We start from the raw sequence: 24,209 nt of genomic DNA, 5'->3' as shown, positions 1-24,209 counted from the left end.
GGGCGGGGGCGGGCGCGCCGTCCCCGGCGGCGACGGCGGCGGCGATGCCGCGTGGTCGCCGCCCACGCTCGGGGGGAACACCGTGCGCGCCGTCGATCCCGCGCAGGCGCGGGCCGAGGGGCGGTCGCCCATCATCGATCCCGGGCCGCAGTCGGCCCTGCTGACCGCCGCGCTCGGGCTGTTGCTCGCGCTCGCCGCCGCCCTCGGGCAGTTCGCGCTGCTCGTGCCGCTGATCGCGCTCCAGGCGCTCACCGCGGCCGGCTGGTTCCGGCTCAACGGCATGTGGCCCGCCCGCCAGGGCATCGCCCTCGCCTTCGCCGGCGCCCTCGCCGCCGACGCCGCCGTGCTCGCCGTGGACGCCCTGAACGGCGCCGGCGCCATCGTCGGCACCCTCGGAGCCTGGGTCCTGCTCACCCTCGTGCTCCAGCTCCGCAGCCGCGCCGAGCCCGACGAGCGGATGTACGGCCTGATGGCCTCCGTGGCCTCCGCCGCGCTCGCCATCATCTGCGCCGGCTACCTCGCCGCCGGCTCCGCCGCCGTCAGCGTCGGAGCCGCCGCCGTCGCGGTCGCCGTCTTCGTACGCGCGCTCCCGCTGCCCACCCCCGCCTCCGTCGCCGTGTCCCTGGCCGCGGCCGCCGGTGCCGGTGTCGCGGTCGGCGGCATGACCTCCGTCGGCGTCGGCGGGGCGCTGCTCGGCCTCGCAGCCGGGCTGTGCGCGCTGATCGGGCTGCGCGTGGCGGCGTACGACTACCCGTCGAAGTTCGTGCACATGACGGCCGGTGTCGCGCTGCCGCTCGCGGCCGCCGCCCCCGCCGTCTACCTGATCGGGCGGGTGGTGGGCTGACCCACAGCTCCCGTACGGGGCGCCCGCGCCTCCGGCCTCCCCGAGTACGAGCATGGTCCACTAGACCGGACGTACCGATTAGTAGGGGGAGTGGCACGTGCGAATCCTGCGCGTCGTTCTGATCGTCGGAGTGGTGCTGGGCGCCCTGTTCACGGGCGCGGACCGGTGGGCGGCCTCGTACGCCGAGAACCGGCTGGCCGAGCGGATACAGGCCCGGCAGGGGCAGTCGGGCACCGCGGAGGTGGACATCCGCGGCTTCCCCTTCCTCACGCAGGCGCTCAGCCATGACCTGGAACAGGTCGATCTCGGCCTGCGCGGCGTCGAGTTCACCGCCGAGGGCCGCAAGACCCGCCTCTCGCGGCTCGACGCCAGCTTCCACGACGTGAAGCTGAACGGCGACTACACCGGCGGCACCGCCCGCCGCGCCACCGGCACCGGCCTCATCTCGTACGCCGACCTGACCGCGGCCTCCCAGTCCGGCGCGACCCTCTCCTACGGCGGGGCCCCCGGCAAGGTCAAGGTCACCGCGGCCGTCGACATCCTGGGCCGGACCCTGACCCACAGCGTGGTCTCCACGGTCACCCTCCAGGACGCGGCCGACGGCAAGGGCGGCAAGATCGTCCGGGTGCGCGCGGACTCCGTACCGGGCGAGGGTGTGCCCGGCGTCGAGTCGCTGATCCGCCGCAAGACCGACTTCGACCGCAGCCTGGACACGGGCCTGCCCGCCGGCCTGCACCTGTCGGCGCTGACCTCGGACGAGTCGGGTGTGCACCTCACCCTGGAGGGCACGGACGTGGTGCTGGCCGGATCGTGAGACGGCGCGGTCCGATCCGCAGAAGGACGGGCCGTACGGGGGCTCCGCGCGGCGGCGGGACCGCCGTTCCACCGCTCCGCTTCCCACCATGCGGACGATCCTGTCTCGGAATATGACACACCGGTGACAGGGCGGCCGATTCGTCCCTACGATCCATGGCTATGAAGCATCAGCAGGCGGACCTCACGAAGCGACGGGCAGTCGACCTGTGTCGCGTCGCCGCCATGCTCTGTCGATCCATGTGACCTGTGAGCGCATCCGCTCCATCAGCCGGACGACGGCCCCACCAGGCCCCTTCCCCGCGTGACCGCACCGCCTCCTGACCCCTGACGCCTCCCCGCGCGGGATGTCGGGCGCACCCGCGGCACGCAGCACCAGCGCACGCAGCACCGCGTACAGCGCCACCGCACCGCCCCGCCGCACACTGCCCCGGAGGAGAACACCATGAGCCGCAGCGACGTCCTCGTAGACGCCGACTGGGTCGAGGCCCACCTGAACGACGCCAATGTCGTCATCGTCGAGGTGGACGAGGACACGTCCGCCTACGACAAGAACCACATCACCAACGCCGTCCGGATCGACTGGAAGACCGACCTCCAGGACCCGGTCCGCCGCGACTTCGTGGACCAGGAGGGCTTCGAGAAGCTCCTCTCCGCCAAGGGCATCTCCAACGACGACACCGTCGTCCTCTACGGCGGCAACAACAACTGGTTCGCCTCCTACGCCTACTGGTACTTCAAGCTCTACGGCCACCAGGACGTCAAGCTCCTCGACGGCGGCCGCAAGAAGTGGGAGCTCGACTCCCGCGACCTGGTCGACGGCAAGGACGTCCCGAATCGCCCGGCCACCGACTACAAGGCCAAGGCCCAGGACACCTCCATCCGCGCCTTCCGCGACGACGTCGTGGCCGCGATCGGCTCGCTCAACCTGGTCGACGTCCGCTCCCCCGACGAGTTCTCGGGCAAGCTGCTCGCCCCGGCGCACCTCCCGCAGGAGCAGTCGCAGCGCCCCGGCCACGTGCCGAGCGCCCGCAACATCCCGTGGTCGAAGAACGCCAACGACGACGGCACCTTCAAGTCCGACGAGGAGCTGACCGCCCTCTACCAGGCCGAGCAGGTCGACCTGGCGAAGGACACCATCGCCTACTGCCGCATCGGTGAGCGCTCCGCGCTCACGTGGTTCGTGCTGCACGAGCTCCTGGGCCAGGAGAACGTCAAGAACTACGACGGTTCGTGGACCGAGTACGGCTCGCTCGTCGGCGTGCCGATCGAGCTCGGCCCCAACAAGTAATCCCGGGCGCGCGAAGCCCTCGTAGAACGACCTCTCCAGGACAGGACAGAGAACATGTGTGGAGCACAGATCGGCGGGCCCGACCTCGCGACCCTCAAGCCCGGTGAGACCGCGATCCAGGGCCAGGTGACCAAGGACGGCGAGCCCGTCAGCGGTTACGTGCGGCTGCTGGACTCGACCGGCGAGTTCACCGCCGAGGTCCCGACCTCGGCCACCGGCCAGTTCCGCTTCTACGCCGCCACCGGCTCGTGGACGCTGCGCGCGCTCGTCCCGGGTGCGCAGGCGGACCGTGCCGTCGTGGTCGCCGAGGCCGGCGGCGTGACGGATGTGGCGATCGCGGTCTGAGCACCGCCCGTGTGATCGCCTGATCGAACGGCCGAAGGGCCGCACCCCCGGGGGTTGGACGCCACTGGAACGGGGTGCGGCCCTTCGCGCCGTCCGCGTGCGGTCCTACCCTGGAGGCATGTACGCCCGGCGCCGGCGCGCCTACTTCCTGCTGATGGGCGGATGCCTGTTCCTCTTCGTCTCCGCCTGGGCCTTCGTGCGCCTGTGGTCGGTGGAGGCGGCCGTGGCCATGTGCGTGGTCGCCATGGTCATCCCGCCGGTCGCCGCGATGGTCGCGAACCGGCGCGGCCCGGACGACCGCTGGTGGGACGACCCCTCGGGGGACCCGAAGTCCGACGAGTGGTGGGACGAACTGGACGGAAAACGGCGCCGCGAGGACTGAAACCTGCCGAGACGAGACTGTGATCTCCGGCCGTACAACTGCTTCCCTCCGGGGCGGGTCATGGGTACGCGCGGGTAACCAACCCGCGCTCCAGGCTTGTGGGGGACCCCTTTGGAACAGGAACAGATCATCCCTGAGGAGCGGAAAGGGGAGGAGACCGCACCGGAACCGGCCGCTGCCGCTGGCACTGCTGCTGGCACTGCCGCTCCCGCGGCCCCGCGCCGCGGAGCGAGGCGCACGGCGCTCCTGATCGCGGGCGCGGCCGTGCTCGGCGTCCTCGCCGGTACGGTCACCGGGTACGCGGTCCAGTACCACCGCGAGCCGACTCCGCTGCCGCCGCTGGCCCAGCAGGCGATGGACGGCGCGAAGCCGGCCGCCGTGAACGACGCGACGAGCCGCCGCTCGATCAACGCCAACCGCTGGCACGCGGCGGACGAGGACCTGGCCAAGAAGCTGGTGGAGGTCCCCGGGGGCGCGCAGGAAGCCTTCTCCGGGCCCGTCTCCGCGGACGTCTTCTCCGCGGAGTGGTACCTGGAGCCCTCCGAGGCGGTCGGCGGGCTGATCAGGGACCAGATCAAGGACATCGCCACCACGCGCTGGGCAGAGAACGACCGCAACTTCATTGAGATCCACCTGCTCCGCTTCCGCGACCGCGGCGGCGCCGAGGGCTTCCAGGCCGGGATCGTGGACTACATGCCCAACAAGGACTACGCGGGCAACGCGGGCAAGGAGTTCCCGGGTGTCCCGGCGGACTTCGGGCGCCTGTGGGTGGACTCCAAGGCACATGTGGAGCCCGGCTACGAGCCGGTCCGGCAGGGCCGGGTCCTGGTCCGCCGGGGCGACCTCGTGATGCTCGTGGAGTACACGAACAACCGCGGCGAGATCGACGAGAAGGCCCTGGCCGACGTGGCCAAGCGACAGATGGAGCGGCTGTGAGCGAGCAGCGGAACACGACCGAGCCCGCGCCCGAGCCGGTGGCCGCGCCCGAGGCGGCACCCGCGCCCGCGGTAGCGCCCGAGGCCGAGTCCGTACGCCCGAAGAAGCGCGGGAAGCTCGCGCTGGTCGCGGCGGCCGTGGCGGTCGTCGTCCTCGCGGGCGGCGGCGTCGCCGGTGCCGTCGTGCTCGCGGGCGCCGACCGGAGCGCCCCGACGCGGTACTGGATGGCCGAGGACCACACCACCGGCGGCACCCCCTCCCCGGTGCCGTCCGTGCCGCCCAACGAGCTGACCGGCAAGCTGCTGCCGCTGCCCGCCGACTACTGGCCCGGCCCCGACATCGACGCCGAGGGCCATGACTTCTTCATCCCGGGCGAGAAGGCGCTGCAGACCTTCAAGGAGGGCCGTACGGGCCTGTCCAGCAGCCAGCGCGCCGAGCGGGACAAGATGTTCGCGGACCTCAAGGTCAAGGGCGTCGCCGGGCGCAGCTACGCCCGCGGCGAGGGCACCGGCGCCGCGGTCGCCGAGGTCACGCTCCTCCAGGCCGACCCGCAGCAGCTCGCCAGGTTCGGCGAGATCGCGAAGAAGTTCATGGAGTTCACCACCAACGGCCGCCAGGCACCCGCGGTGGAGGGCCACCCGCAGGCCAAGTGCGGGGCCGACCCGCTCAGCGGCGGCAAGGACGGCAAGGAGAAGATCGAGGCCGTCGACTGCGTCGCGGTCGCCGGGGACGTCCTCGTGAACTTCCGGATGTACGGGTCCAAGGGCTTCACGGCGAAGGACGCCGCGAGCTTCTTCAAGCAGCAACTCGACCACCTCAAGTCCCCCGGGGAGTCCGCGTGAGCAGCGAGCAGACCACCACCGGCCCCGAGACCGAGGCGGTCCCCACGGCCCCCGAGGCGGCGCCCGCACCCACGGCCGCCCCCACGGCCGCGACCACGCCCGCGCCGCAGACCGCGCCGGAGCCCCGCCCGGCGGCCGCGCCGGAGACCGCCCCCGCGCCGCCCAAGGACCGGCGGGCGCTGCGCGCCGCCCTGCGGTGGGGCGCCGCCGTCGCCGTCTTCGCCGCCGTCGGCGCGGGGGTCGCGTACGGGCTCACCGTGGCCGAGCGCACCGACCTTCCCGGTCTGGCCACCGAGGGCGACGGACGCTGGGCCTACCCGAAGCTGTCCCAGCCGGCCCTGCCCGCGGGCGCCCCGCTCGCGCACGGCCCGGACAACAAGGACGGCACGCACTACGCCCCGCTCACCGCCCTGCTGCTGCCCGCCCCCGCGGGGGCGAAGGCGGACAGCGCGGTCAAGGCGGACAAGGACGGCCTGGTGCCGGTCGACTCCTTCCTGGAGGAGTACGCGCCGGAGGCCCGGGAGAAGCTCAAGAACTCCCTGACCTGGGACGGGCTCCGGCAGATCGCCGGCCGCGGCTGGACCACCCCGGACGGCACGCGCACGCACGTCTACCTGCTGCGCTTCCACGCCTCCGGCTTCGCCGACGCCTTCAAGGGCTGCGACAGCAACGCGCAGTTCGCCGGTGTCTCGGCCCTGGACCTGGACGACGTCTGGAGCAAGGCCAAGAACACGCAGATGAACAGCACCGCGCTGGACTTCCCCGGAGCCGCGAACTTCGACGGCACCGACCTCAGCGTCTACCAGGAGATGAAGCCGGTCAGCGGCGAGGAGCAGACCAAGGTCGGCTGCCTCCGCACGGGTGATGTCCTCGGGGTGGTGCTCCAGACCCGCAAGGGCGAGGTGGCGCCCGTGCCCTTCCACCAGACGGTGATCCTGCAGAGCCAGCTGCTGGGCTGAGCCGAGCCGAGCCGGCGGCCACCGCAGTCGCCGCCGCCGCGGCCGCAGCCGGTTCGGACCACCTCGCAGAGTGCGCCGGTCCCCGGGCCAGTAGGCTTGGGGACCGGCCCCGTACCGCCCCGAAACGATTCCGAGGAGCACCCCGTGCTTGAGGCAGTCTTCACCTCCCTGCTGGTCCTGGTCTGCGTCGGCGTCATGGCCTTCACCGGTCTGGCCGTCAAGAAGCTGTACCAGGGTCAGCGCTGAGCCACGGCTCGGCTGACCGCCCCGGAACCCCTCCCACAGATCGCCTGAGCTGCCAACCATGATCCAGATCCCGTCCGACCTGAACCCGGGCCTCGTCCCCCTCGCCTTCCTCCTCGGCAACTGGGAGGGCGCGGGCGTCTTCGACTTCCCGGGCGAGGAGAAGTGCAACTTCGGCCAGGAGGTCGTCTTCAGCCACGACGGCCGGGACTTCCTGGAGTACACCTCCCACACCTGGGTCCTCGACGCCGAGGGCAACAAGGTGCGGCCGCTGGAGTCCGAGTCCGGCTACTGGCGCATCGACAAGGACCGCAAGGTCGAGATCGTCATGGTCCGCGACCAGGGCGTCGTCGAGGTCTGGTACGGCGAGCTCGCCGACCAGAAGCCGCAGATCGACCTGGCCACCGACGCCGTCGCCCGCACCGCGGCCTCCGGCCCGTACAGCGGTGGCAAGCGGCTCTACGGCTACGTGAAGAGCGACCTGATGTGGGTCGGCGAGAAGGCCACCCCGGAGGTGGAGCTGCGTCCGTACATGTCGGCGCAGCTGAAGAAGGTCGTCACGCCCGAGGAGGTCGCCGAGATGGCGCGCAACCTCCCCGACATGCCGGACGACGGCATCGCCTTCTTCCGCTGACCCCCGCGTCCACGGACAGCCCGGGAAGGGGACCGCGGCCGGCCCGCGGTCCCCTTCGCGCGCTTACACTGGCCGGGTGGTGAGCACCGAGAGCGGCGAGAGCACCGAGAGCGCGGGGAGCCCCGGCAGCGGCGACGGCCCCGGCGGCGGCGACTGGAAGACCGACCTGCGCCGGCGCGGCTACCGGCTGACCCCGCAGCGCCAGCTGGTGCTGGAGGCCGTCGACGCGCTGGAGCACGCCAGCCCCGACGAGATCCTGGCCGAGGTCCGCAAGACCGCCTCCGGCGTGAACATCTCCACCGTGTACCGGACGCTGGAGCTCCTGGAGGAGCTGGGGCTCGTCTCGCACGCCCACCTCGGGCACGGCGCCCCCACCTACCACCTCGCGGACCGCCACCACCACATCCACCTGGTGTGCCGCGACTGCGCGGACGTCATCGAGGCGGATGTGGACATCGCCGCCGAGTTCACCGCGAAGCTCCGTACCACCTTCGGTTTCGAGACCGACATGAAGCACTTCGCGATCTTCGGGCTGTGCAAGAAGTGCGCCGCCGAGGAGCGTGCCGCGTCCGCGTAGCGGAGTCGTAGGCTTGGTCGCATGACCAGCAGCCCCTTGCTCCATCTCCCCGGCGCCGTGCAGGCCGAAGGCCGCGACGAGGGCGTCGCCGCCCACTACGGCGAGCTGTACGGCGAACAGCGCGCGCTCGCCGACGGGCGCGGCTTCGTCGACCTCTCCCACCGGGGCGTCGTCACCGTCACCGGCCCCGAGCGGCTGAGCTGGCTGCACCTGCTGATCACCCAGCACGTCACCGGGCTGCCGGCCGGGCAGGCCACCGACGCGCTGATCCTCTCCGCGAACGGCCACATCGAGCACGCGCTCTACCTCGTCGACGACGGCGAGACCACCTGGGCGCATGTGGAGCCGGGCACGCAGGGCGAGCTGATCGCCTACCTGGAGTCGATGAAGTTCTTCTACCGCGTCGACGTCACCGACCGCACCGAGGAGTTCGCGGTCGTGCACCTGCCCGCCGGCTCCATCGCGGAGGTCCCGGAGGGGTGCGTCGTACGGGAGACCGCGCACGGCCGGGACGTGTTCGTGCCGCGCGCCGGGCTGGAGTCCTTCGCCGCCGCGCACGGACCGGCCGCGGGCCTCCTCGCGTACGAGGCCCTGCGCGTGGAGGGACACCGGCCGCGGCTCGGTCTGGAGACCGACCACCGCACCATCCCGCACGAGCTGGGCCTGATCGGCTCCGCGGTGCACCTCCAGAAGGGCTGCTACCGCGGCCAGGAGACGGTGGCCCGCGTCCACAACCTGGGCAAGCCCCCGCGCCGCCTGGTCTTCCTGCACCTGGACGGCTCCGAGGTGGTCCTCCCGGCGCACGGCGCCCCGGTCCGGCTCGCCGCCGACGGGGCGGAGGGCCGCCAGCTGGGCTTCGTCACCACCGCCGTCCGCCACCACGAGCTGGGCCCGATCGCGCTCGCCCTGGTCAAGCGGAACGTCCCCGTCGACGCCCCGCTGCTGGCCGGGCACACGGCCGCCGCCCAGGAGGTGGTGGTGGCGCCCTGAGCGGCGCCGCCCCCGTACCGCCTATACGCCGATGACGAGGGTGAACGGGCCGTGGTTGGTCAGCGAGACGCGCATGTCCGCCCCGAACCGGCCCGTCGCCACCGTCGCGCCCAGCGCGCGCAGCTGCGCCACGACCTCGTCCACCAGCGGCTCGGCCACCGGGCCGGGCGCGGCCGCGTTCCAGGTGGGGCGCCGGCCCTTGCGGGCGTCCCCGTACAGCGTGAACTGGGAGATCACCAGCAGCGGCGCCCCGATGTCGCTGCAGGACTTCTCGCCCTCCAGGATCCGCACGGACCACAGCTTGCGCGCCAGCTGCGCCGCCTTCTCGGGCGTGTCCTCGTGGGTCACCCCCACCAGCGCGCACAAGCCCTCGCCGGTGATCTCGCCCACGGTCTCCCCGCCGACGTCGACCCGCGCCCCGTCCACCCTCTGCACCACTGCTCGCATACGACCTGTGTATCAGGCGTGCACCCGTCCGGGGCCGATCGGGTGGAGTGGGACTGCACCCGGGCCACGGAGAGTGGCACGATGCACGCAGGCGGTGCGGGCGCGCCGCACCGGTCGAGGGGACGGACCCGAACGCATGAATACTTCTGGTACCTCCGTACCTGCATCAGCCTCCTCCGTCGCGGCTGCCGCGGTACGACCGCCCGCGCAGCGCACGGCCGAGACGTCCGGGCCGGCGCCGTCCCCCAGTGCGGCGCTCGGGCTGCCCGAACTGCGGGCGCAGCGCCGCGACGCGCAGCGCGACGAGGCCGATCTGAGCTACGTACGCAGGCTGCTCCAGGGCCGTATCGACATCCTGCGGGCCGAAGTGGCCCGGCGGGCCGATCCGGAGGCGCCGGTGGTGGACCGGCTCTCGGTGATCCTCGCCGACGCGCCCTCCAGCCGCAGCGCCTCCGCCCGGCACGTCACGCTCGGCACCCCGCAGAGCGAGGAGTACCGGCTGCTGGCGGCGGAGATGCTGTCCGACGTCGAGCTGTCGGACCTGGAGGCGCGTACGGACGGCGAGCTGGACGACGCGATGGCGCGGCTCGTGCGCTACGAGCAGCAGGTCTCCCGGCGCCGCCAGCAGCTCCAGCGCACGGCCGACGAGTGCAGCGCGGAGATCACCCGGCGCTACCGGGAGGGCGAGGCGCAGGTGGACGACCTGCTGGCGTAGGAGGCGGCGTCGGGGCGGCGCGGCGGCGGCCGGGACGGGGGCCGGGACGGGCGCGGGGAAGGGGCGCCGGGAACGGGCGCGGGGAAATTCGGGCGACCGGCGTCGGCCGGGCGATTAGCGTGGCCGGTTATGAGTGCTGACGTCCGGCCGATCGCCGAATCCGAACTCCCCGACTGGCTCCGGGCCGTTCACACCGGTTTCCTCACCGCTACCCGGGTGACCGACTCCGATGTCGCCCAGCGTGCCAAGTACAACGACCTCGCCCGCACCCAGGGCGCCTTCGACTCCGGGACCGGCCGCTGCGTGGGCGCCTTCCGGTCCTTCCCGCAGGAGCTGACCGTGCCCGGCGGGGCGGCCGTACGGACCACCGCGATCTCCAACGTGGGCGTGCTGCCCACGCACCGCCGGCAGGGGCTGCTGACGCGGATGATGCGGGCGGAGTTCGACGCGGCGCGGGAGCGCGGCGACGTACTGGCCACGCTGATCGCCGCCGAGTACCCGATCTACGGGCGGTACGGCTTCGGGCCGGCCACCGCGCTCACCGAGTGGGAGATCGACGTCCCGCGCACCGGGCTGGACCGGCGGCTGTCGGGGCCGGCGGACGGCGGGCGGATCGACCTGGTGGACGCGGCTGAGTTCCGCCGGTTCGGGCCCGCCCTGCACGAGCGGCTGCGGGCGGTCACGCCGGGGGCCGTGGACCGCGGCGAGCGCTGGTGGAACGTGGCGACGGGGGTGGAGGAGATGTCCCACCGCCCGTACAAGGAGAAGTTCCACGCCGTGTACCGGTCGGCGGAGGGCGAGGTGGAGGGCGTCGCCGTCTACACCTCCGACGACCACTGGACGGACGCGAAGGTCCCGCAGCACACCGTCGAGGTGGTGGACCTGCTGGCGGTGAGCCCGCGGGCGGAGCGGGCGCTGTGGCATTTCCTGTGCTCCATCGACTGGGTGCTGAGGATACGTACCGGCTTCCGCGCCCCCGACGACCTGCTGCCGCACCTGCTGCCCGACCCGCGCTCGGCCCGCGTCCTGACCTCCGCGGACTTCCTGTGGGTGCGGGTGCTGGACGTCGTACGGGCGCTGGGCGCGCGGACGTACGAGGTGCCCGGGGTGCTCGTACTGGAGGTGGCGGACGAGGTGGGTCCGGCGGCCGGCCGCTACCGGCTGGACGCGGGCGCGGGCGTCTGCGCGCGTACGGAGGAGCCCGCTGACCTGCGGCTGGGCGTCTCGGAGCTGGGCAGCCTGTACCTGGGCGACCAGTCGGCGGTACGGCTGGCCGCGCTCGGCCGGCTGACGGAGGAGCGGCCCGGGGCGGCGGCGCTGGCGGACGCGGTCTTCCGGACCGCGCGCCGGCCGTGGTGCCCGGACATGTTCTGAGGGGGGCGTGGACATGGGATCACTGGTGGAAGCACTGCGCGCGGCGGGCTGCGTCTTCGCGGAGGAGGAGGCGGAGCTGCTGAGCGGCGCCGCCCGGGACGAGGCGCACCTGGCGGAGCTGCTGGCCCGCCGGGTGGGCGGGGAGCCGCTGGAGCACGTGGTGGGCTGGGCGGAGTTCTGCGGGCTGCGCATGGCGGTGGGCGCGGGGGCCTTCGTACCGCGCCGGCGCACGGAGTTCCTGGTGGAGCGGGCGCTGGAGCTGGTCCGGCCGGGCGCGGTGGTACTGGACCTGTGCTGCGGGGTCGGCGCCCTGGGCGCGGCGGTGGCGGCGCGCACGCCGGGCGGGGTGGAGCTGCACGCGGCGGACATCGACCCGGCGGCGCTGGAGTACGCCCGGCGCAATGTGGCCCCGTACGGCGGCCGGGTGTGGGAGGGCGACCTGTACGGGGCGCTGCCGGCCGGGCTGCGGGGGCGGGTGGACGTACTGGTGGTGAACGCCCCGTACGTGCCGACGGAGGAGATCGGCCTGATGCCCCCGGAGGCCCGCGACCACGAGCCGCGCATCTCCCTGGACGGCGGCCCGGACGGCCTGGCCCTGCACCGCCGCATCGCGGCGGAGGCCCCGGGGTGGCTCGCCCCGGGCGGCCACCTCCTGATCGAGACAAGCACCCGCCAGTCCCCGTCGACGGCCTCGTCCCTCACCTCGGCGGGCCTGACGACACACGCGGAAACCTCGGAGGACTGGCACGCGACGGTGGTGATCGGGAGGGCGTGAGGGGGCGCCTTCGGTGCGGTCAGAGCTCCGGATCGGTGAGGGCGCGCCCGGCCGGCACCCCGGCCCGCCGGGCGTGCGCCAGCCGCCCGCGCACCTCCCGCAGACTCCGCGGCCGATACCCGGGCCCGCACCCGCAACACGCCTGCGAGAACCCGACCCCGGCCCGCAACAGCACACCGACCACCCGCCAGGCATCCTTGTCCCGCCGAGCCGGCGCCGCGAAGGCATCCCCGGCGAGCAGCAACTCCCCCCGGCACCGCGGACACCGCCGCTCGCGCCGCGGGTACGGAGCCTGCTTGAGCGAGACCCGGCAGCCCAGGCAGACAAAGGCAGAACGCTGAGGCATCCCCCTACTCTCGCGCACGACCGGACGGGGGCGCGAGGGGTTATGGCCTGCGGCGACCTCGCAGGCCGCCCCGAACCCGCTGCACGAGAGAAGACGAGTCGATCACGGAGTACCAGCGGAAGCTGCGCGAACGCTGTCTCGCGGCCACCGTCATGCCCGCGCGTGCGGGGTGGGAGATGTTGCAAGCGTCTGCTTGCAAAAGTTAGCGGGGTGGGGGAGGATGGCGGGCATGGCATCGCTCAACGTCGGAAATCTCGGCGAGTACCTCCGTGAACAGCGGCGGCAGGCGCAGCTTTCGCTGCGGCAGCTCGCCGATGCGGCGGGAGTGTCGAATCCGTACCTGAGCCAGATCGAGCGCGGGCTGCGCAAGCCGAGCGCGGACATCCTCCAGCAGCTGGCCAAGGCGCTGCGGATCTCCGCGGAGACGCTGTACGTGCAGGCCGGGATCCTGGACGAGCGGGACCGGGACGAGGTGGAGACGCGTGCCGTCATCCTCGCGGACCCGTCCATCAACGAGCGGCAGAAGCAGGTGCTGCTCCAGATCTACGAGTCGTTCCGCAAGGAGAACGCGCTCGAGGGGACCTTCGTGCCCGATACGGCAAGCGGGCCCGACGACGAGATGCCTCCGAAGACGAACTGAAGTTGATCCGGGAGGACCCAGCACATGGCCATCGCCGATGACCTGAAGAAGACCCTCACCGACCCCACTCCCCTCTACTTCGCCGCGGGCACCGCCGATCTCGCCGTCCAGCAGGCGAAGAAGGTGCCGGAGCTGATCGAGCAGCTGCGCGCCGAGGCCCCCGCGCGCATCGAGGCCGTGAAGAACACCGACCCGAAGGCCGTGCAGGACGCCGTCACCGCCAAGGTCGCCGAGGTCTTCGGCGCGATCGACCCGAAGAAGCTCGGGGAGACCGCCCAGGACCTGGCGCTGCGCGGGGTCGGCGTGGCCGCCGAGTACGCGGTGCGCGCGAAGGAGACGTACGACAAGGTCGCCGTGCACGGCGAGCAGGCCGTGCGGACCTGGCGCGGCGAGGTCTCCGAGGAGATCGTCGACATCGCCGTCGTCGTCGAGCCCGAGCCGGAGCCGGTGACCGCCCCTGAGGCGGACGCGAAGCCGGCCGCCGCCGCGGCGCCCGCGCCGCGGAAGGCCGCCACGCGCAAGACGCCGGCCAAGAAGGCCCCCGTCACCGCGGACGACGCGAGCTGAGCCGCGAGGGCATGACCGTACGACGGCATGACCGTACGGCGGCATGGCCGATGACGGGCCGGGCACCCTTCTGGTGCCCGGCCCGTTGTGGTTCGTGAAGGCGTGTGTGCCGGTAGCGTGGGAGGGGTCGGCGTCCGAAGTGCGTAGCCCAGGCGTGAGAAGGCGGTCGAAGCGATGTTGATGGACGGGTTCGATCGAGGGGTGATCCCGCTGCTCGGGCTCGCCATGCTCGTGCTCGCGGTGGTGGCCTTCGTGTTCGCGCTGGTGGCGCGCGAGGACGCGTACCGGGCGGCCGACAAGCAGACCAAGACCTTCTGGCTGGTCATCCTCGGCATCACCGTGCTCGTGGACTTCTTCCTCGGCATGCTGTTCCTGCAGATCATCGGCCTGGTGGCGACGATCGTGTTCTTCGTCGACGTACGTCCGGCGCTCAAGCAGGTGTCGGGCGGCGGCCGGCGTAAAGGGGGCAGCAGCAGTGACGGGCCGTACGGCCCGTACAACGGCGGCCGGTAGCCCGTTCCGTTCCGGCTCTGCCCTGCCCTGCCCGCTTCCGCGCCGGGGTCAGCCCTCCGTGCGGGAGAGCAGGACCACGGCGACGTCGTCGGTGAGCTCGCCGCCGTTGAGGCGGCGGGCCTCGGTGACGGAAGCCTCCAGCAGCCCCTCGCCGCTGAGCCCGCGGTCCAGATGGCGGTTGATCATCTCGACCATGCCGTCCTGGCCCAGGCGCTCGCGGCCCTCGCCGATCCGGCCCTCGATGAGCCCGTCGGTGTAGAGCATCAGGCTCCAGGAGCCGCCCAGCTCCACCTGCCGGCGCGGCCACCGGGCCCGGGGCAGCAGGCCGAGGGCCGGGCCGCTGTTCTCGTACGGGAGCAGGCGCGCGGGGCGGCCCGGGCGGGAGATCAGCGGGGCCGGGTGCCCGGCGAGGCAGAGGCCGGCGCGGCGGCCGTCGGGGGAGATGTCGACGGTGCAGAGGGTCGCGAAGATCTCCTCGTGCGGGCGCTCCACCTCCAGCACCTCCTGGAGGGTGGCCAGCAGATCGTCACCGCAGAGCCCGGCGAGGGTGAGCGCGCGCCAGGCGATGCGCAGCTCCACGCCGAGGGCGGCCTCGTCGGGGCCGTGGCCGCAGACGTCGCCGATCATGGCGTGGACGGTGCCGTCGGGGGTGCGGACGGTGTCGTAGAAGTCGCCGCCGAGGAGGGCGCGGCTGCGGCCGGGGCGGTAGCGGGCGGCGAAGCGGAGGTCCGAGCCGTCGAGCAGGGGCGTGGGGAGCAGGCCGCGCTCCAGGCGGGCGTTCTCCTGGGCGCGCAGTTTCGATTCTGCGAGCTTGTACTGGGCTATGTCGGCCCGTTTTCTCTCCACGGCGTAGCGGATGGCGCGGCTGAGGAGCCGGCCGTCGAGCTCGTCCCGGAAGAGGAAGTCCTGAGCGCCGACGCGGACGGCCTCGGCGGCGCGCTCCACGTCGTCCTCGGCGGTGAGGACGAGGACGGCGTGGCGGGGGGCGAGGCGCAGCACCTGGTGGAGGGCGGTGAGCTGCTCGGCGGGGGCGGGGCCGGTGCCTGTGCCTGTGCCGGGGCCGCTGTTGCTGGCCGGCAGATCCAGGTCGAGCAGGATGCAGTGCACGTCGGGGGTGAGCAGGCGCTCGGCCTCGGTGAGGTTGCGAGCGGTGCGGAGCCGGATGCGGTGGCCGTCGGCGTCGAGGACCTCGGGGACGGTGAGCCCGCCGGCGGGGTCGTTCTCGATGACGAGGAGGGTCAGCGGGGTGGTGTGCGGGGTCGCCTGCGCGACGCCGGTACCCACGCCGACGGGGGCGGCGGGCGGTGCGGCGGTGTGCAGAACGGCCTGACCGCTCTCCACGGCCGGGGTCTCCCTCTGCCGCGGTACGGGTACGGGCATCGTCTCCGGTTCCTTCCCTCCCCCCGAGGGTGCGCTCGTCCGGCAGACCCTAGCGGTCCCTGGCCGGGGGCGGAATGCCGTTGTGGGTCGGGGCCGGGGGCATATGCCGTTATCACGGGGGAAAAGCGCCCTCACTGGATGAGAAAGGTCACGACCCACCCCCAAGACCTCCCCAGGGGGAGACGCCCGCACAGCACGGATGGTTGCCCGAGGCACACCGCCTGCCCCCACGGGGACACCCCCGCCTCGGGCGGCGGGCCGGGTGGGCGGCCCCGGCGGGCCGGGGGCCGCCGGTGCTCGGGCCGCCCTCGGGCGGGCGGGCCTGGCGGGTCCCGGACCCGCCGTCCGCGGCAGCGGCTGGTGCCCCGGCTGCCGCCGTGCCAGCTCGGGCCGCCCTCGGGCGGGAGCGCCCCAGGGAGGTGACAACAGTCGGGCGGCTTGCGCGGCCCCGGGCTTCGTGGCCGGCGCACGGCCCTCCGAGTAGCTAGCGCGGAGCGGGCGGCCCCGGTGCGGTCGCCCCCGCTCGCGGGGCCGCGGCCCCACCCCCGCCGAGCAACCCCGCAGGGGCTACGCGTCCGGGCGGACTACCGCCTTGATCGGCATGGAGCCCGCGCCCGCCAGCGTGATGTTGCGGCCCGGGCGGGGGGCGTGGACCATCGCGCCGTCGCCCACGTACATACCGACATGGCTCGCGTCGTCGAAGTAGATGATCAGGTCGCCCGGACGCATGTCCTTCAGTTCGACCTTCGGCAGCAGCCGCAGCTGCTCCTGCGACGTGCGCGGGATGCCGCGGCCCGCCGCGCGCCATGCCTGGGAGGTGAGGCCCGAGCAGTCGTACGAGTCCGGGCCCACCGCGCCCCAGCGGTACGGCTTGCCCATCTGGGCCGTCGCGAACTGCACCGCCCGCTTGCCCGCGTCCGTCGCCTTGCCGTTGACGTCCTTCATCGCGCCCGACGACAGCCACGCCGTCTGCGCCCGGTACTGCGCTTCCTGCTCCAGCTGGATCAGCCGGGCCTTCTCCTCGGCCTCCAGCTTGCTCTCCAGCTCCTCCGCCGCCTTGATCTTCTCCTCGATCTGCTTCTTCGAGGTCTCCTGCTTGACCCGGTTCTCCTCCAGCGTCTTCCAGCGCTGGCCCGCCTCCTCGGCGTAGCGCTGCAAGTCCGTCTGCGTGCGGTCCAGTTCGGACAGCAGGTCCGAGGTGGCCTTCTCGCCCTGGCGCAGCCGGTCCGCGCCGTCGAGGAACTGGTTCGGGTCCTCGCTGAGGGCCAGCTGCGCGCCCGGCGGCAGGCCGCCCGAGCGGTACTGGGCGCGGGCGGCGGCGCCCGCGCGGTTCTTGAGCGTGGTGATGCGCTCCTTGCCGGCCACGACCAGGTTCGCGATCTCGACGATCTTCTCCGACTGGGCCTTGGTCTCGGCCTCGGCCAGGTTGTAGGCGTCGGTGGCGGTGCCGGCCTGCCGGTACAGCTCCTCGATGTCCTTGCGGACCTGTTCGAGGGATTTGCTGCCCGGCTCGGGCAGCGGAGCCGCGGGCGACGCCGGGGCGGCATACGCCGTGCCCGCCGCGAGGCCGGGCGCCGTCACCGTCGCCAACGCGCAGAGCAGCACGAGGGAGCTCGCGCCCCGCCGTCGCTTGACCGACCCCATGGTCCCCCCAGGCACCCGAGCCAGATCCCGTATCAGATCTGACTATTCATCAGTAACTTCCCACTGCCATCGGGATGGTGCCACGAGACCGTGAATTCCGACACCCTTGTGGATATCTTTCGGATCTTGTCCGCCCCATCGGACCCCGACCCCACGCACTCAACCCCCGCACCGAACCCCCGCACGGCCCAACGCCCCACCCCGACCCCCGGTTCCCCACCGCCCCGCTTTCACCCCACCGGGCGCAACGCCTCCCACCGCACCGTCAGTTCGCCCTGCCGCCACCGCCCCGGCCCGTCCGCCAGCGGCCAGTCCGCCGACAGGGCCCGCGCCGTGCGGATCCAGCGCTGCCGTGCCCCGTACGAGGCGTACGGCGCCGCCGCCGACCACGCGCGGTCGAAGTCCCGCAGGAACGCGTGCACCGGCTCGCCCGGCACGTTCCGGTGGATCAGCGCCTTCGGCAGCCGCTCCGCCAGGTCCGAGGGCCGCTCCAGCGAGCCCAGCCGGGTCGCGAAGGTCACCGTGCGCGGCCCCTCCGGCCCGAGCGCCACCCACACGTGCCGCCGCCCGATCTCGTCGCAGGTCCCCTCGACCAGCAGCCCGCCCGGCGCCAGCCGCCCGCACAGCCGCGCCCACACCTCGGCCACCTGCTCCTCGTCGTACTGGCGCAGCACATTCGCCGCGCGGATCAGCGCCGGCCGCTCCCCGCCGGCCAGCGGGACCTCGAAGCCGCCGTGCCGGAAGCTCAGCCCCTCCCGCTCGTACGGCTTCGCCCCCGCCACCCGCGCCGGCTCGATCTCGATGCCGACCACCCGTACGCGCGGCACCTCCTCCCGCAGCCGTGCCAGCAGCTCCACCGCCGTCCAGGGCGCGGCCCCGTAGCCGAGGTCCACCGCCACCGGGTCCCCCGCACGGCGCAGCGCGGCCCCGTGCGCGGCCGCGATCCAGCGGTCCATGCGGCGCAGCCGGTTCGGGTTCGTCGTACCGCGCGTCACCGTGCCGACGGGGCGGCCGGAGGCGCGGCGGGGCGACGGGGTGGTGCGGGAGGCCATGAGCCGAGGGTAAGCGGAGGCCCCGTACGGCCGGAAAACCTGCCCCGTACGGGCCGAAGACCCGGCCCGCGCGGCCGGTGGCCCCGGCCGCGCCGAGGCCCCGTACCGCCCGCGACCGGAAGCACCCGCCGACCCAAGGGAGCCCCACCCGCCGACCCAAGGGAGCCCCAAGAGAAGCCCAAGAAAAAGGCCGGCCCGCAGGAAAAACGGAGACCCCGGAATGCGGGGGACGGCCATCCGGGTTGCACTCCTTGCAGGGCGCCCTCCGCGCCCTCACCGCCATGCCGTCCGAGCGCCGCCCGCGCGCACCGTCCGAGTCGCCCGCGCACCGTCCGAGCCGAGAGGAAGCGCTTCCTTGAGCCAGTACGTGTCCCGCCTCGGCGGCAGTCTCAGCGGGCGCCTCGCCGCCCGCGCCGCCCGCCACGAACCGCCCCGGCTGCGCCTGCCGGGCGCCGGGCACCACCGCAGGCCGCGCCGCGTGGCCATGCTCAGCGTCCACACCTCGCCGCTGCACCAGCCCGGCACCGGGGACGCGGGCGGCATGAACGTCTACATCGTGGAGCTGGCCCGCCGGCTCGCCGCGATCAACATCGAGGTCGAGGTCTTCACCCGGGCCACCACCGGCGGGCTCCCGCCCGTGGTCGAGCTGGCCCCCGGGGTCCTCGTACGGCATGTGGACGCGGGCCCGTACGAGGGCCTGGCCAAGGAGGAGCTGCCGGCGCAGCTGTGCGCCTTCACCCACGGCGTGATGCAGGCATGGGCCGGGCACCGGCCCGGCTACTACGACCTCGTGCACTCCCACTACTGGCTCTCCGGGCACGTGGGCTGGCTGGCCGCCGAGCGCTGGGGCGTGCCGCTCGTGCACGCCATGCACACCATGGCCAAGGTCAAGAACGCGGCGCTGGCCGAGGGCGACACCCCCGAGCCGGCCGCGCGCGTCATCGGCGAGACGCAGATCGTCTCCGCCGCCGACCGCCTCATCGCGAACACCGCCGAGGAGGCCGGCGAGCTCGTCCGCCACTACGAGGCCGATCCGGCCAAGGTGGCCGTCGTCCACCCCGGCGTGAACCTGGACCGCTTCACCGTCGGTGACGGCCGGGCCGCCGCCCGCGCCCGCCTCGGGCTCCCGCAGGACGCCGTCATACCGCTCTTCGCCGGCCGGATCCAGCCGCTCAAGGCCCCCGACATCCTGCTGCGGGCCGTCGCCGTCCTCGTCGACCAGGACCCCTCGCTGCGCCGCCGCCTGTTCGTGCCGGTCGTCGGCGGGCCGAGCGGCAGCGGGCTGGCCAAGCCGGAGGGGCTGCAGAAGCTCGCCGCGAAGCTGGGCATCGCCGATCTCGTGCACTTCCATCCGCCCGTCGCGCAGGACGGGCTCGCGGACTGGTTCCGGGCGGCGTCCGTGCTGGTCATGCCCTCGTACAGCGAGTCGTTCGGACTCGTCGCGATAGAGGCGCAGGCCGCCGGTACGCCGGTGCTCGCGGCCTCCGTCGGCGGCCTGCCCGTCGCGGTCGACGACGGCTCCACGGGGATCCTCGTACGGGGCCACGATCCGGCGGACTACGCGCGCGAGCTGCGCCGCTTCCTCGACGAGCCGGGGCTCGCGGACCGGATGGGGGCGGCGGCCGCGCGGCACGCGCAGGACTTCGGCTGGGACGCGGCGGCGAGCGGGACGGCCGACGTGTACACGGCGGCCATGCAGGAGCGGCGCCGTCGCGTACGCTCCCACCATGGCTGACACCGCCGCGATCATCGAAAGCGCGCTCGACGGCGCGGAGCTGAGCTGGGAGAGCCCGGAGCCGGGCGCGTACGTCGTGACGCTCCCCGGCACCCGCAAGCTGAGCACCACCTGCTCGCTCCGGGCCGGCCGGCACTCGCTGTCGGTCAACGCCTTCGTGATCCGCCACCCCGACGAGAACGAGGCGGCCGTCCACCGCTGGCTGCTGGAACGCAACCTCAAGCTGTACGGCATGGCCTACGCGGTGGACCGCCTGGGCGACATCTACCTGACGGCCCGCCTCCCGCTCTCGGTGATCACCCCGGAGGAACTGGACCGCCTGCTGGGCACGGTCCTGGAGGCGGCGGACGGCGCGTTCAACACCTTGCTGGAACTGGGCTTCGCGAGCGCGATCCGCCGCGAGTACGACTGGCGCGTTTCCCGCGGCGAACCGACGGGCAACCTGGACGCCTTCCGCCACCTGACGCGGCCGGGGGACGGCGAAGCGTAACCCTGACGGGGCCGGCCGCACTCCGGACCCGCCGCCCCGCTCCGCGCGGGCGGGGGCGCTCCCCGACGGCTCCGGCCTACCTCCCGCCCCGGACGCCCCTCCGGCCCACTCCAGCCTCCCCGGCGTCTGAGGCGCGGGCCGAATCAAGCCCCGCCGGCGATTGAGGCGGGGGGTACGGGGGCAGCGCCCCCGCAACGGCGCCGCGGCGTCACGGGTCAGGGTCAGCCCGCCGGAAGCGGGTCGGCCGCCTTCGGGGCGCCACCCTCGGGCTCCGCCAGACCACCCGCGGCCGCGACCTCGACGGGAGACACCGGCGCCCCCGGGGCCGCGGCCGGGACCTCAGCGGCGGCCGCCAGGCCACCCGCGGCCGGAAGCTCGGCGGGGACCGCCAGGCCACCCGCGGCCGGAACCTCGGCGGGGACCGCCACCGCGGCCACCCCCTCCGCCCCCGAAAGCCCCCGCATCAGCAGCCAGTACCCCACCGCCGCCACCGACCCCAGCACACCCGTGGCCCCCCACAGCCACCCCGCCCCGTACCGGTCGATCACGAACCCCGCCATCAGCGGAGCGACCAGCGCCGCCACCGCCCACGACATCGTGTACATCCCCTGGTACCGCCCCCGCCCGTGCACCGGCGACAGCCGCACCACCAGCCCCATCTGCGTGGGCGAGTTCACGATCTCCGCGAGCGTCCACACGCACACCGTCAGCGCGTACGCCCATACCGGCCCCGCGAAGGCCGTCAGCGCGAACCCGTACCCCGCCAGCAGCGCCGACACCACCAGCAGCTTCTGCGGATCGCGATGCTCGATGAACCGCGTCACCGGAATCTGGAGCACCACGATGAGCAGCCCGTTCACGGCGATGACCAGCCCGTAGTCCCCGGGCGAGAACCCCGCCGCCCCCATCGCCACGGGCAGTCCCACCGACCCCTGCGTGAAGATCAGCGAGATCAGGAACGACAGGCCGACCACCCCCATGAACCGCCCGTCCCGCAACACGGTCCCGATCCCGACCTCCGCCTCGGAGCCCCCGGCAGCCCCAGCAGTCCCGGCGGCCCCCGCGGCCCCAGCAGCCCCCGCCCCGTCCCCCCGCTCCGGCCGCGACTCGGGCAGCTTCACGAACACCAGCACCGCACACGCCAGCGTCAGCGCCGCCTCCCCGAGGAAGCCCGCCAGATAGCTGTACTCCGCGATCACCCCCGCCGCCGTCGCGCTCACGGCGAAGCCGAGGTTGATGGCCCAGTAGTTGAGCGCGAAGGCCCGTACGCGGTCCTCGGGACGGACGATGTCCGCCATCATCGCGGCCACCGCCGGCCGCGAGGCGTTGGAGGTCATGCCCACCAGCAGCGCCACCGCCGCGATCGCCGCCGGGTGCTGCATGAAGCCGAGCAGCGCCACCGAGAAGGCCGTCGACGCCTGGGCCGCCAGCAGCGTGGGGCGCCGGCCGAGCCGGTCGGTCATGACGCCCGCGACCAGCGAGGACACCACCCCGCCGAGCCCGTGCAGCGCGACCACCAGCCCGGCGAACGAGGCCGAGTAGCCCCGCTCCAGCGTCAGGTACAGGGTCATGAAGGTGGCGACGAAGGCCCCGAGCCGGTTGACCAGCGTGCTCGTCCAGAGCCACCAGAAGGCCCGGGGCAGGCCCGAGACGCTCTCCCGGAGGGCCCGCCTCGTACGCGCAACGAACATGCGGAAATCCCCCCGAGGATGTAAGCGTCGACTTGGCGATGGGCACATTACGAGGGCCCACCCGCGCAGCGCCACCCAATTGACGCCCGCAGCCAACCGACGGCCCCGCCCCGGCACCGTCCCCGGCACCCGCCCAGGACCCCGCTCCGGCCCCCGTCCCACCCCTCGGCGCCGCGCGCCGCCGCCCCCGCGCGTCCATTAGGCTCGTACGCATGGCCGACGCACCGTACAAGCTGATCCTCCTCCGCCACGGCGAGAGCGAATGGAACGCGAAGAACCTGTTCACCGGCTGGGTGGACGTCAACCTCACCGAGAAGGGCGAGAAGGAGGCGGTCCGCGGCGGTGAGCTGCTCAAGGACGCCGGCCTGCTGCCCGACGTGCTGCACACCTCCCTCCAGAAGCGCGCCATCCGCACCGCCCAGCTCGCGCTGGAGTCCGCGGACCGCCACTGGATCCCGGTGCACCGCTCCTGGCGCCTGAACGAGCGCCACTACGGCGCGCTCCAGGGCAAGGACAAGGCGCAGACCCTGGCCGAGTTCGGCGAGGAGCAGTTCATGCTGTGGCGCCGCTCGTACGACACCCCGCCGCCGGTCCTCGCGGACGGTACGGAGTTCTCGCAGTCCGAGGACCCGCGCTACGCGTCCATCCCGGACGAGCTGCGCCCGCGCACCGAGTGCCTCAAGGACGTCGTCGAGCGCATGCTCCCGTACTGGTACGACGGCATCGTCCCGGACCTCCTCGCGGGCCGCACGGTCCTGGTCGCCGCCCACGGCAACTCCCTGCGCGGCCTGGTCAAGCACCTGGACAGCATCTCGGACGAGGACATCACGGGCCTGAACATCCCGACGGGCATCCCCCTCGTCTACGAACTGGACGCGGACTTCAAGCCCCTCACCCCGGGCGGCACCTACCTCGACCCGACGGCAGCGGCGGCCGCCATCGAGGCGGTCAAGAACCAGGGCAAGAAGTAACCCTTCCCCCTCGCGGCGCGAAAGCCCCCCGCCCGCCGGACACACCGGCGGGCGGGGGGCTTTCTGGTGGGTGGCGGGCGGCGGGGCGGGGTCAGCGGGCCTGGGTGCCTCGGATGGACGGGGTCGTGCCGTGGCGTTGGGGGACGTCCGCGGTGAGGTTCCATTCGCGGTGGCCCTCGACGTGGCAGTCCACCCACAGGCGGAAGTCCGCCTCGCGGTAGTCCTTCTCCCACTGCTCGAAGCCGCCGCCGAAGAGGCGGTGGGGCTGGGACGGGTCCAGGCGGAGGCGGTGTTCCTCGCCCGGGAGGAGGGAGAGGGGGGAGACCTCGCGGTCCGTCGAGCCGTCCCCGGCCGTGAAGCGGTACGGGCCCCAGATGGTGCGGGAGCGTTCCTCCGGGGTCAGGCCGCCCGCCGGCAAGGGGTCGTTGCTGCGGTCGCGGTCGTCGCGTACGCGCAGCTCCATCCGGTGCAGCCGGCCCAGCGCGGTGGGGCCGACGTAGCGGACGAGGAGTTCCACGTGGCCGTGTTCCTTCGTCAGCCGGAAGGTGATGTCGGGTGTCAGCTCACGGTGCCAGCGGTCGCGTTCGATCCGTGCGACGGACTCGGCGGTCCGGTGGGCGAGTTCGGCCGTCCGGTTCGCGGCCTGGGAGTTGCGGTCCGCCGCCTTGGCCGCCTGCATGGCGCTGTACGCCGCCCAGCCGCTGAACGCGGCGGCGATGGCGGCGATGCCGCCTTCGACTATGTCCATGCGGGCATTCAACCCTTGACATGGCCTTCCCATGGGCCAGTTGGCGAAGCCCCCGGCCGCGGACTGCCGCGGGCGGGGGCTTCTCCTCGTACGGGGTGCGCGCGGGTCAGCCGCCGCACTGGCAGGGGGCGCCGGACTGGCAGCCGCAGCCGCAGCCCGAGCCGCATCCGCAGGCGGCCAGCAGCGGCAGCCGCAGCGGCTCCGGCTTCGCGGGCTGGTCCTGCTCCGGGGTGATGGGTACGGGGGAATCGGGCATGGTTCCTCC

At 73.4% G+C, this 24,209-nt stretch carries 27 protein-coding genes and 1 pseudogene; 21 read left to right on the top strand and 7 right to left on the bottom strand.

The genetic code is table 11. The features are described from left to right. From ABZ873_RS15880 to ABZ873_RS15825, 12 genes and pseudogenes are all read left to right on the top strand, one after another. A pseudogene (locus tag ABZ873_RS15880) lies at window positions 1–844 on the top strand (hypothetical protein); the annotation flags it as partial. Window positions 845–941: 97 nt separating this feature from the next. Further along, window positions 942–1,658: a DUF2993 domain-containing protein gene (locus tag ABZ873_RS15875; RefSeq protein ID WP_360871212.1), complete on the top strand. Its 717-nt coding sequence runs from the start codon at window positions 942–944 to the stop codon at window positions 1,656–1,658. Window positions 1,659–1,813: 155 nt separating this feature from the next. Beyond that, complete coding sequence (locus tag ABZ873_RS15870) at window positions 1,814–1,903, top strand: Ms5788A family Cys-rich leader peptide (RefSeq protein WP_350875872.1); 90 nt, start codon at window positions 1,814–1,816, stop codon at window positions 1,901–1,903. 199 nt (window positions 1,904–2,102) lie between these two features. Further along, on the top strand, window positions 2,103–2,948 hold the full coding sequence (locus tag ABZ873_RS15865; RefSeq protein WP_360871208.1) for a sulfurtransferase: 846 nt from the start codon (window positions 2,103–2,105) through the stop codon (window positions 2,946–2,948). Between the two features lie 54 nt (window positions 2,949–3,002). Further along, window positions 3,003–3,293 (top strand): DUF1416 domain-containing protein, encoded by a 291-nt coding sequence (locus tag ABZ873_RS15860; protein ID WP_030030422.1) that lies wholly within the window; start codon window positions 3,003–3,005, stop codon window positions 3,291–3,293. A gap of 118 nt (window positions 3,294–3,411) precedes the next feature. Then, a complete protein-coding gene (locus tag ABZ873_RS15855) occupies window positions 3,412–3,675 on the top strand; it encodes a DUF3099 domain-containing protein (RefSeq protein ID WP_360871205.1) in 264 nt (87 codons plus the stop codon). A 264-nt stretch (window positions 3,676–3,939) separates the two neighbouring features. Then, the gene (locus tag ABZ873_RS15850) at window positions 3,940–4,611 is read left to right on the top strand and encodes a hypothetical protein (protein ID WP_360871202.1); all 672 of its coding nucleotides are present in this window, start codon (window positions 3,940–3,942) and stop codon (window positions 4,609–4,611) included. Continuing rightward, window positions 4,608–5,453, top strand: coding sequence for a hypothetical protein (locus tag ABZ873_RS15845; protein ID WP_360871199.1), 846 nt, complete (start codon window positions 4,608–4,610; stop codon window positions 5,451–5,453). Before ABZ873_RS15850 ends, ABZ873_RS15845 begins: the two co-directional genes overlap by 4 nt. Further along, window positions 5,450–6,412 (top strand): hypothetical protein, encoded by a 963-nt coding sequence (locus tag ABZ873_RS15840; protein ID WP_360871196.1) that lies wholly within the window; start codon window positions 5,450–5,452, stop codon window positions 6,410–6,412. Before ABZ873_RS15845 ends, ABZ873_RS15840 begins: the two co-directional genes overlap by 4 nt. Before the next feature lie 304 nt (window positions 6,413–6,716). Continuing rightward, window positions 6,717–7,289: an FABP family protein gene (locus ABZ873_RS15835; RefSeq protein ID WP_069921262.1), complete on the top strand. Its 573-nt coding sequence runs from the start codon at window positions 6,717–6,719 to the stop codon at window positions 7,287–7,289. Window positions 7,290–7,455: 166 nt separating this feature from the next. Next, window positions 7,456–7,866 (top strand): transcriptional repressor, encoded by a 411-nt coding sequence (locus ABZ873_RS15830; protein ID WP_360871223.1) that lies wholly within the window; start codon window positions 7,456–7,458, stop codon window positions 7,864–7,866. A gap of 21 nt (window positions 7,867–7,887) precedes the next feature. Further along, window positions 7,888–8,856: a folate-binding protein gene (locus ABZ873_RS15825; RefSeq protein WP_360871192.1), complete on the top strand. Its 969-nt coding sequence runs from the start codon at window positions 7,888–7,890 to the stop codon at window positions 8,854–8,856. 21 nt (window positions 8,857–8,877) lie between these two features. Here ABZ873_RS15825 and dtd read toward each other — a convergent pair whose 3' ends face one another. After that, window positions 8,878–9,303 (bottom strand): D-aminoacyl-tRNA deacylase, encoded by a 426-nt coding sequence (dtd, locus tag ABZ873_RS15820; RefSeq protein WP_360871189.1) that lies wholly within the window; start codon window positions 9,301–9,303, stop codon window positions 8,878–8,880. Between the two features lie 136 nt (window positions 9,304–9,439). Here dtd and ABZ873_RS15815 point away from each other — a divergent pair, with 136 nt between their 5' ends. The 6 genes from ABZ873_RS15815 (at window position 9,440) to ABZ873_RS15790 (ending at window position 14,233) form a co-directional block, all read left to right on the top strand. After that, window positions 9,440–10,018, top strand: coding sequence for an AmfC protein (locus ABZ873_RS15815; protein ID WP_360871186.1), 579 nt, complete (start codon window positions 9,440–9,442; stop codon window positions 10,016–10,018). A 129-nt stretch (window positions 10,019–10,147) separates the two neighbouring features. Further along, window positions 10,148–11,392 carry a GNAT family N-acetyltransferase gene (locus ABZ873_RS15810; protein WP_360871183.1) on the top strand — a complete coding sequence of 415 codons (1,245 nt, stop codon included), beginning with the start codon at window positions 10,148–10,150 and terminating at the stop codon, window positions 11,390–11,392. 13 nt (window positions 11,393–11,405) lie between these two features. Further along, window positions 11,406–12,167 carry a putative protein N(5)-glutamine methyltransferase gene (locus ABZ873_RS15805; RefSeq protein WP_360871180.1) on the top strand — a complete coding sequence of 254 codons (762 nt, stop codon included), beginning with the start codon at window positions 11,406–11,408 and terminating at the stop codon, window positions 12,165–12,167. A gap of 575 nt (window positions 12,168–12,742) precedes the next feature. Further along, entirely contained in the window at window positions 12,743–13,153 is a 411-nt protein-coding gene (locus ABZ873_RS15800; protein ID WP_360871177.1) for a helix-turn-helix transcriptional regulator, read from the top strand. Between the two features lie 24 nt (window positions 13,154–13,177). Then, entirely contained in the window at window positions 13,178–13,720 is a 543-nt protein-coding gene (locus ABZ873_RS15795; protein ID WP_360871174.1) for a hypothetical protein, read from the top strand. A 174-nt stretch (window positions 13,721–13,894) separates the two neighbouring features. Further along, window positions 13,895–14,233: a DUF2516 family protein gene (locus ABZ873_RS15790; protein WP_360871171.1), complete on the top strand. Its 339-nt coding sequence runs from the start codon at window positions 13,895–13,897 to the stop codon at window positions 14,231–14,233. 48 nt (window positions 14,234–14,281) lie between these two features. Here the strand turns inward: ABZ873_RS15790 and ABZ873_RS15785 are convergent, their stop codons facing one another. The 3 genes from ABZ873_RS15785 to ABZ873_RS15775 form a co-directional block, all read right to left on the bottom strand. Further along, window positions 14,282–15,613, bottom strand: a complete 1,332-nt coding sequence (locus ABZ873_RS15785; RefSeq protein ID WP_360871168.1) for a fused response regulator/phosphatase — start codon at window positions 15,611–15,613, stop codon at window positions 14,282–14,284. Between the two features lie 567 nt (window positions 15,614–16,180). Next, window positions 16,181–17,257 carry an NlpC/P60 family protein gene (locus ABZ873_RS15780; protein ID WP_360871165.1) on the bottom strand — a complete coding sequence of 359 codons (1,077 nt, stop codon included), beginning with the start codon at window positions 17,255–17,257 and terminating at the stop codon, window positions 16,181–16,183. A 230-nt stretch (window positions 17,258–17,487) separates the two neighbouring features. Next, window positions 17,488–18,309 carry a class I SAM-dependent methyltransferase gene (locus ABZ873_RS15775; RefSeq protein ID WP_360871162.1) on the bottom strand — a complete coding sequence of 274 codons (822 nt, stop codon included), beginning with the start codon at window positions 18,307–18,309 and terminating at the stop codon, window positions 17,488–17,490. A gap of 436 nt (window positions 18,310–18,745) precedes the next feature. On the opposite strand from ABZ873_RS15775, the gene mshA reads away from it, so the two are divergent. Together mshA and ABZ873_RS15765 are read left to right on the top strand one after the other, a co-directional pair. Beyond that, window positions 18,746–20,044, top strand: coding sequence for a D-inositol-3-phosphate glycosyltransferase (gene mshA / locus ABZ873_RS15770; protein ID WP_360871220.1), 1,299 nt, complete (start codon window positions 18,746–18,748; stop codon window positions 20,042–20,044). Next, on the top strand, window positions 20,037–20,534 hold the full coding sequence (locus tag ABZ873_RS15765; RefSeq protein WP_360871159.1) for a YbjN domain-containing protein: 498 nt from the start codon (window positions 20,037–20,039) through the stop codon (window positions 20,532–20,534). Before mshA ends, ABZ873_RS15765 begins: the two co-directional genes overlap by 8 nt. Before the next feature lie 221 nt (window positions 20,535–20,755). Here the strand turns inward: ABZ873_RS15765 and ABZ873_RS15760 are convergent, their stop codons facing one another. Beyond that, the gene (locus tag ABZ873_RS15760) at window positions 20,756–22,225 is read right to left on the bottom strand and encodes an MFS transporter (protein ID WP_360871157.1); all 1,470 of its coding nucleotides are present in this window, start codon (window positions 22,223–22,225) and stop codon (window positions 20,756–20,758) included. Between the two features lie 212 nt (window positions 22,226–22,437). Between ABZ873_RS15760 and ABZ873_RS15755 the strand changes: the two genes are divergently transcribed. Next, entirely contained in the window at window positions 22,438–23,196 is a 759-nt protein-coding gene (locus tag ABZ873_RS15755) for a phosphoglyceromutase (protein ID WP_360871154.1), read from the top strand. Between the two features lie 91 nt (window positions 23,197–23,287). On the opposite strand, the gene ABZ873_RS15750 is transcribed toward ABZ873_RS15755, so the two are convergent. After that, complete coding sequence (locus ABZ873_RS15750; protein ID WP_360871151.1) at window positions 23,288–23,944, bottom strand: hypothetical protein; 657 nt, start codon at window positions 23,942–23,944, stop codon at window positions 23,288–23,290. A gap of 106 nt (window positions 23,945–24,050) precedes the next feature. After that, window positions 24,051–24,200 carry a hypothetical protein gene (locus tag ABZ873_RS15745; RefSeq protein WP_360871149.1) on the bottom strand — a complete coding sequence of 50 codons (150 nt, stop codon included), beginning with the start codon at window positions 24,198–24,200 and terminating at the stop codon, window positions 24,051–24,053. Window positions 24,201–24,209 lie beyond the last annotated feature (9 nt).

The sequence above is a fragment of the Streptomyces sp. NPDC047014 genome, assembly GCF_040644195.1.
Lineage (GTDB): Bacteria > Actinomycetota > Actinomycetes > Streptomycetales > Streptomycetaceae > Streptomyces.
This window is presented reverse-complemented; position numbering and strand designations above follow the sequence as displayed.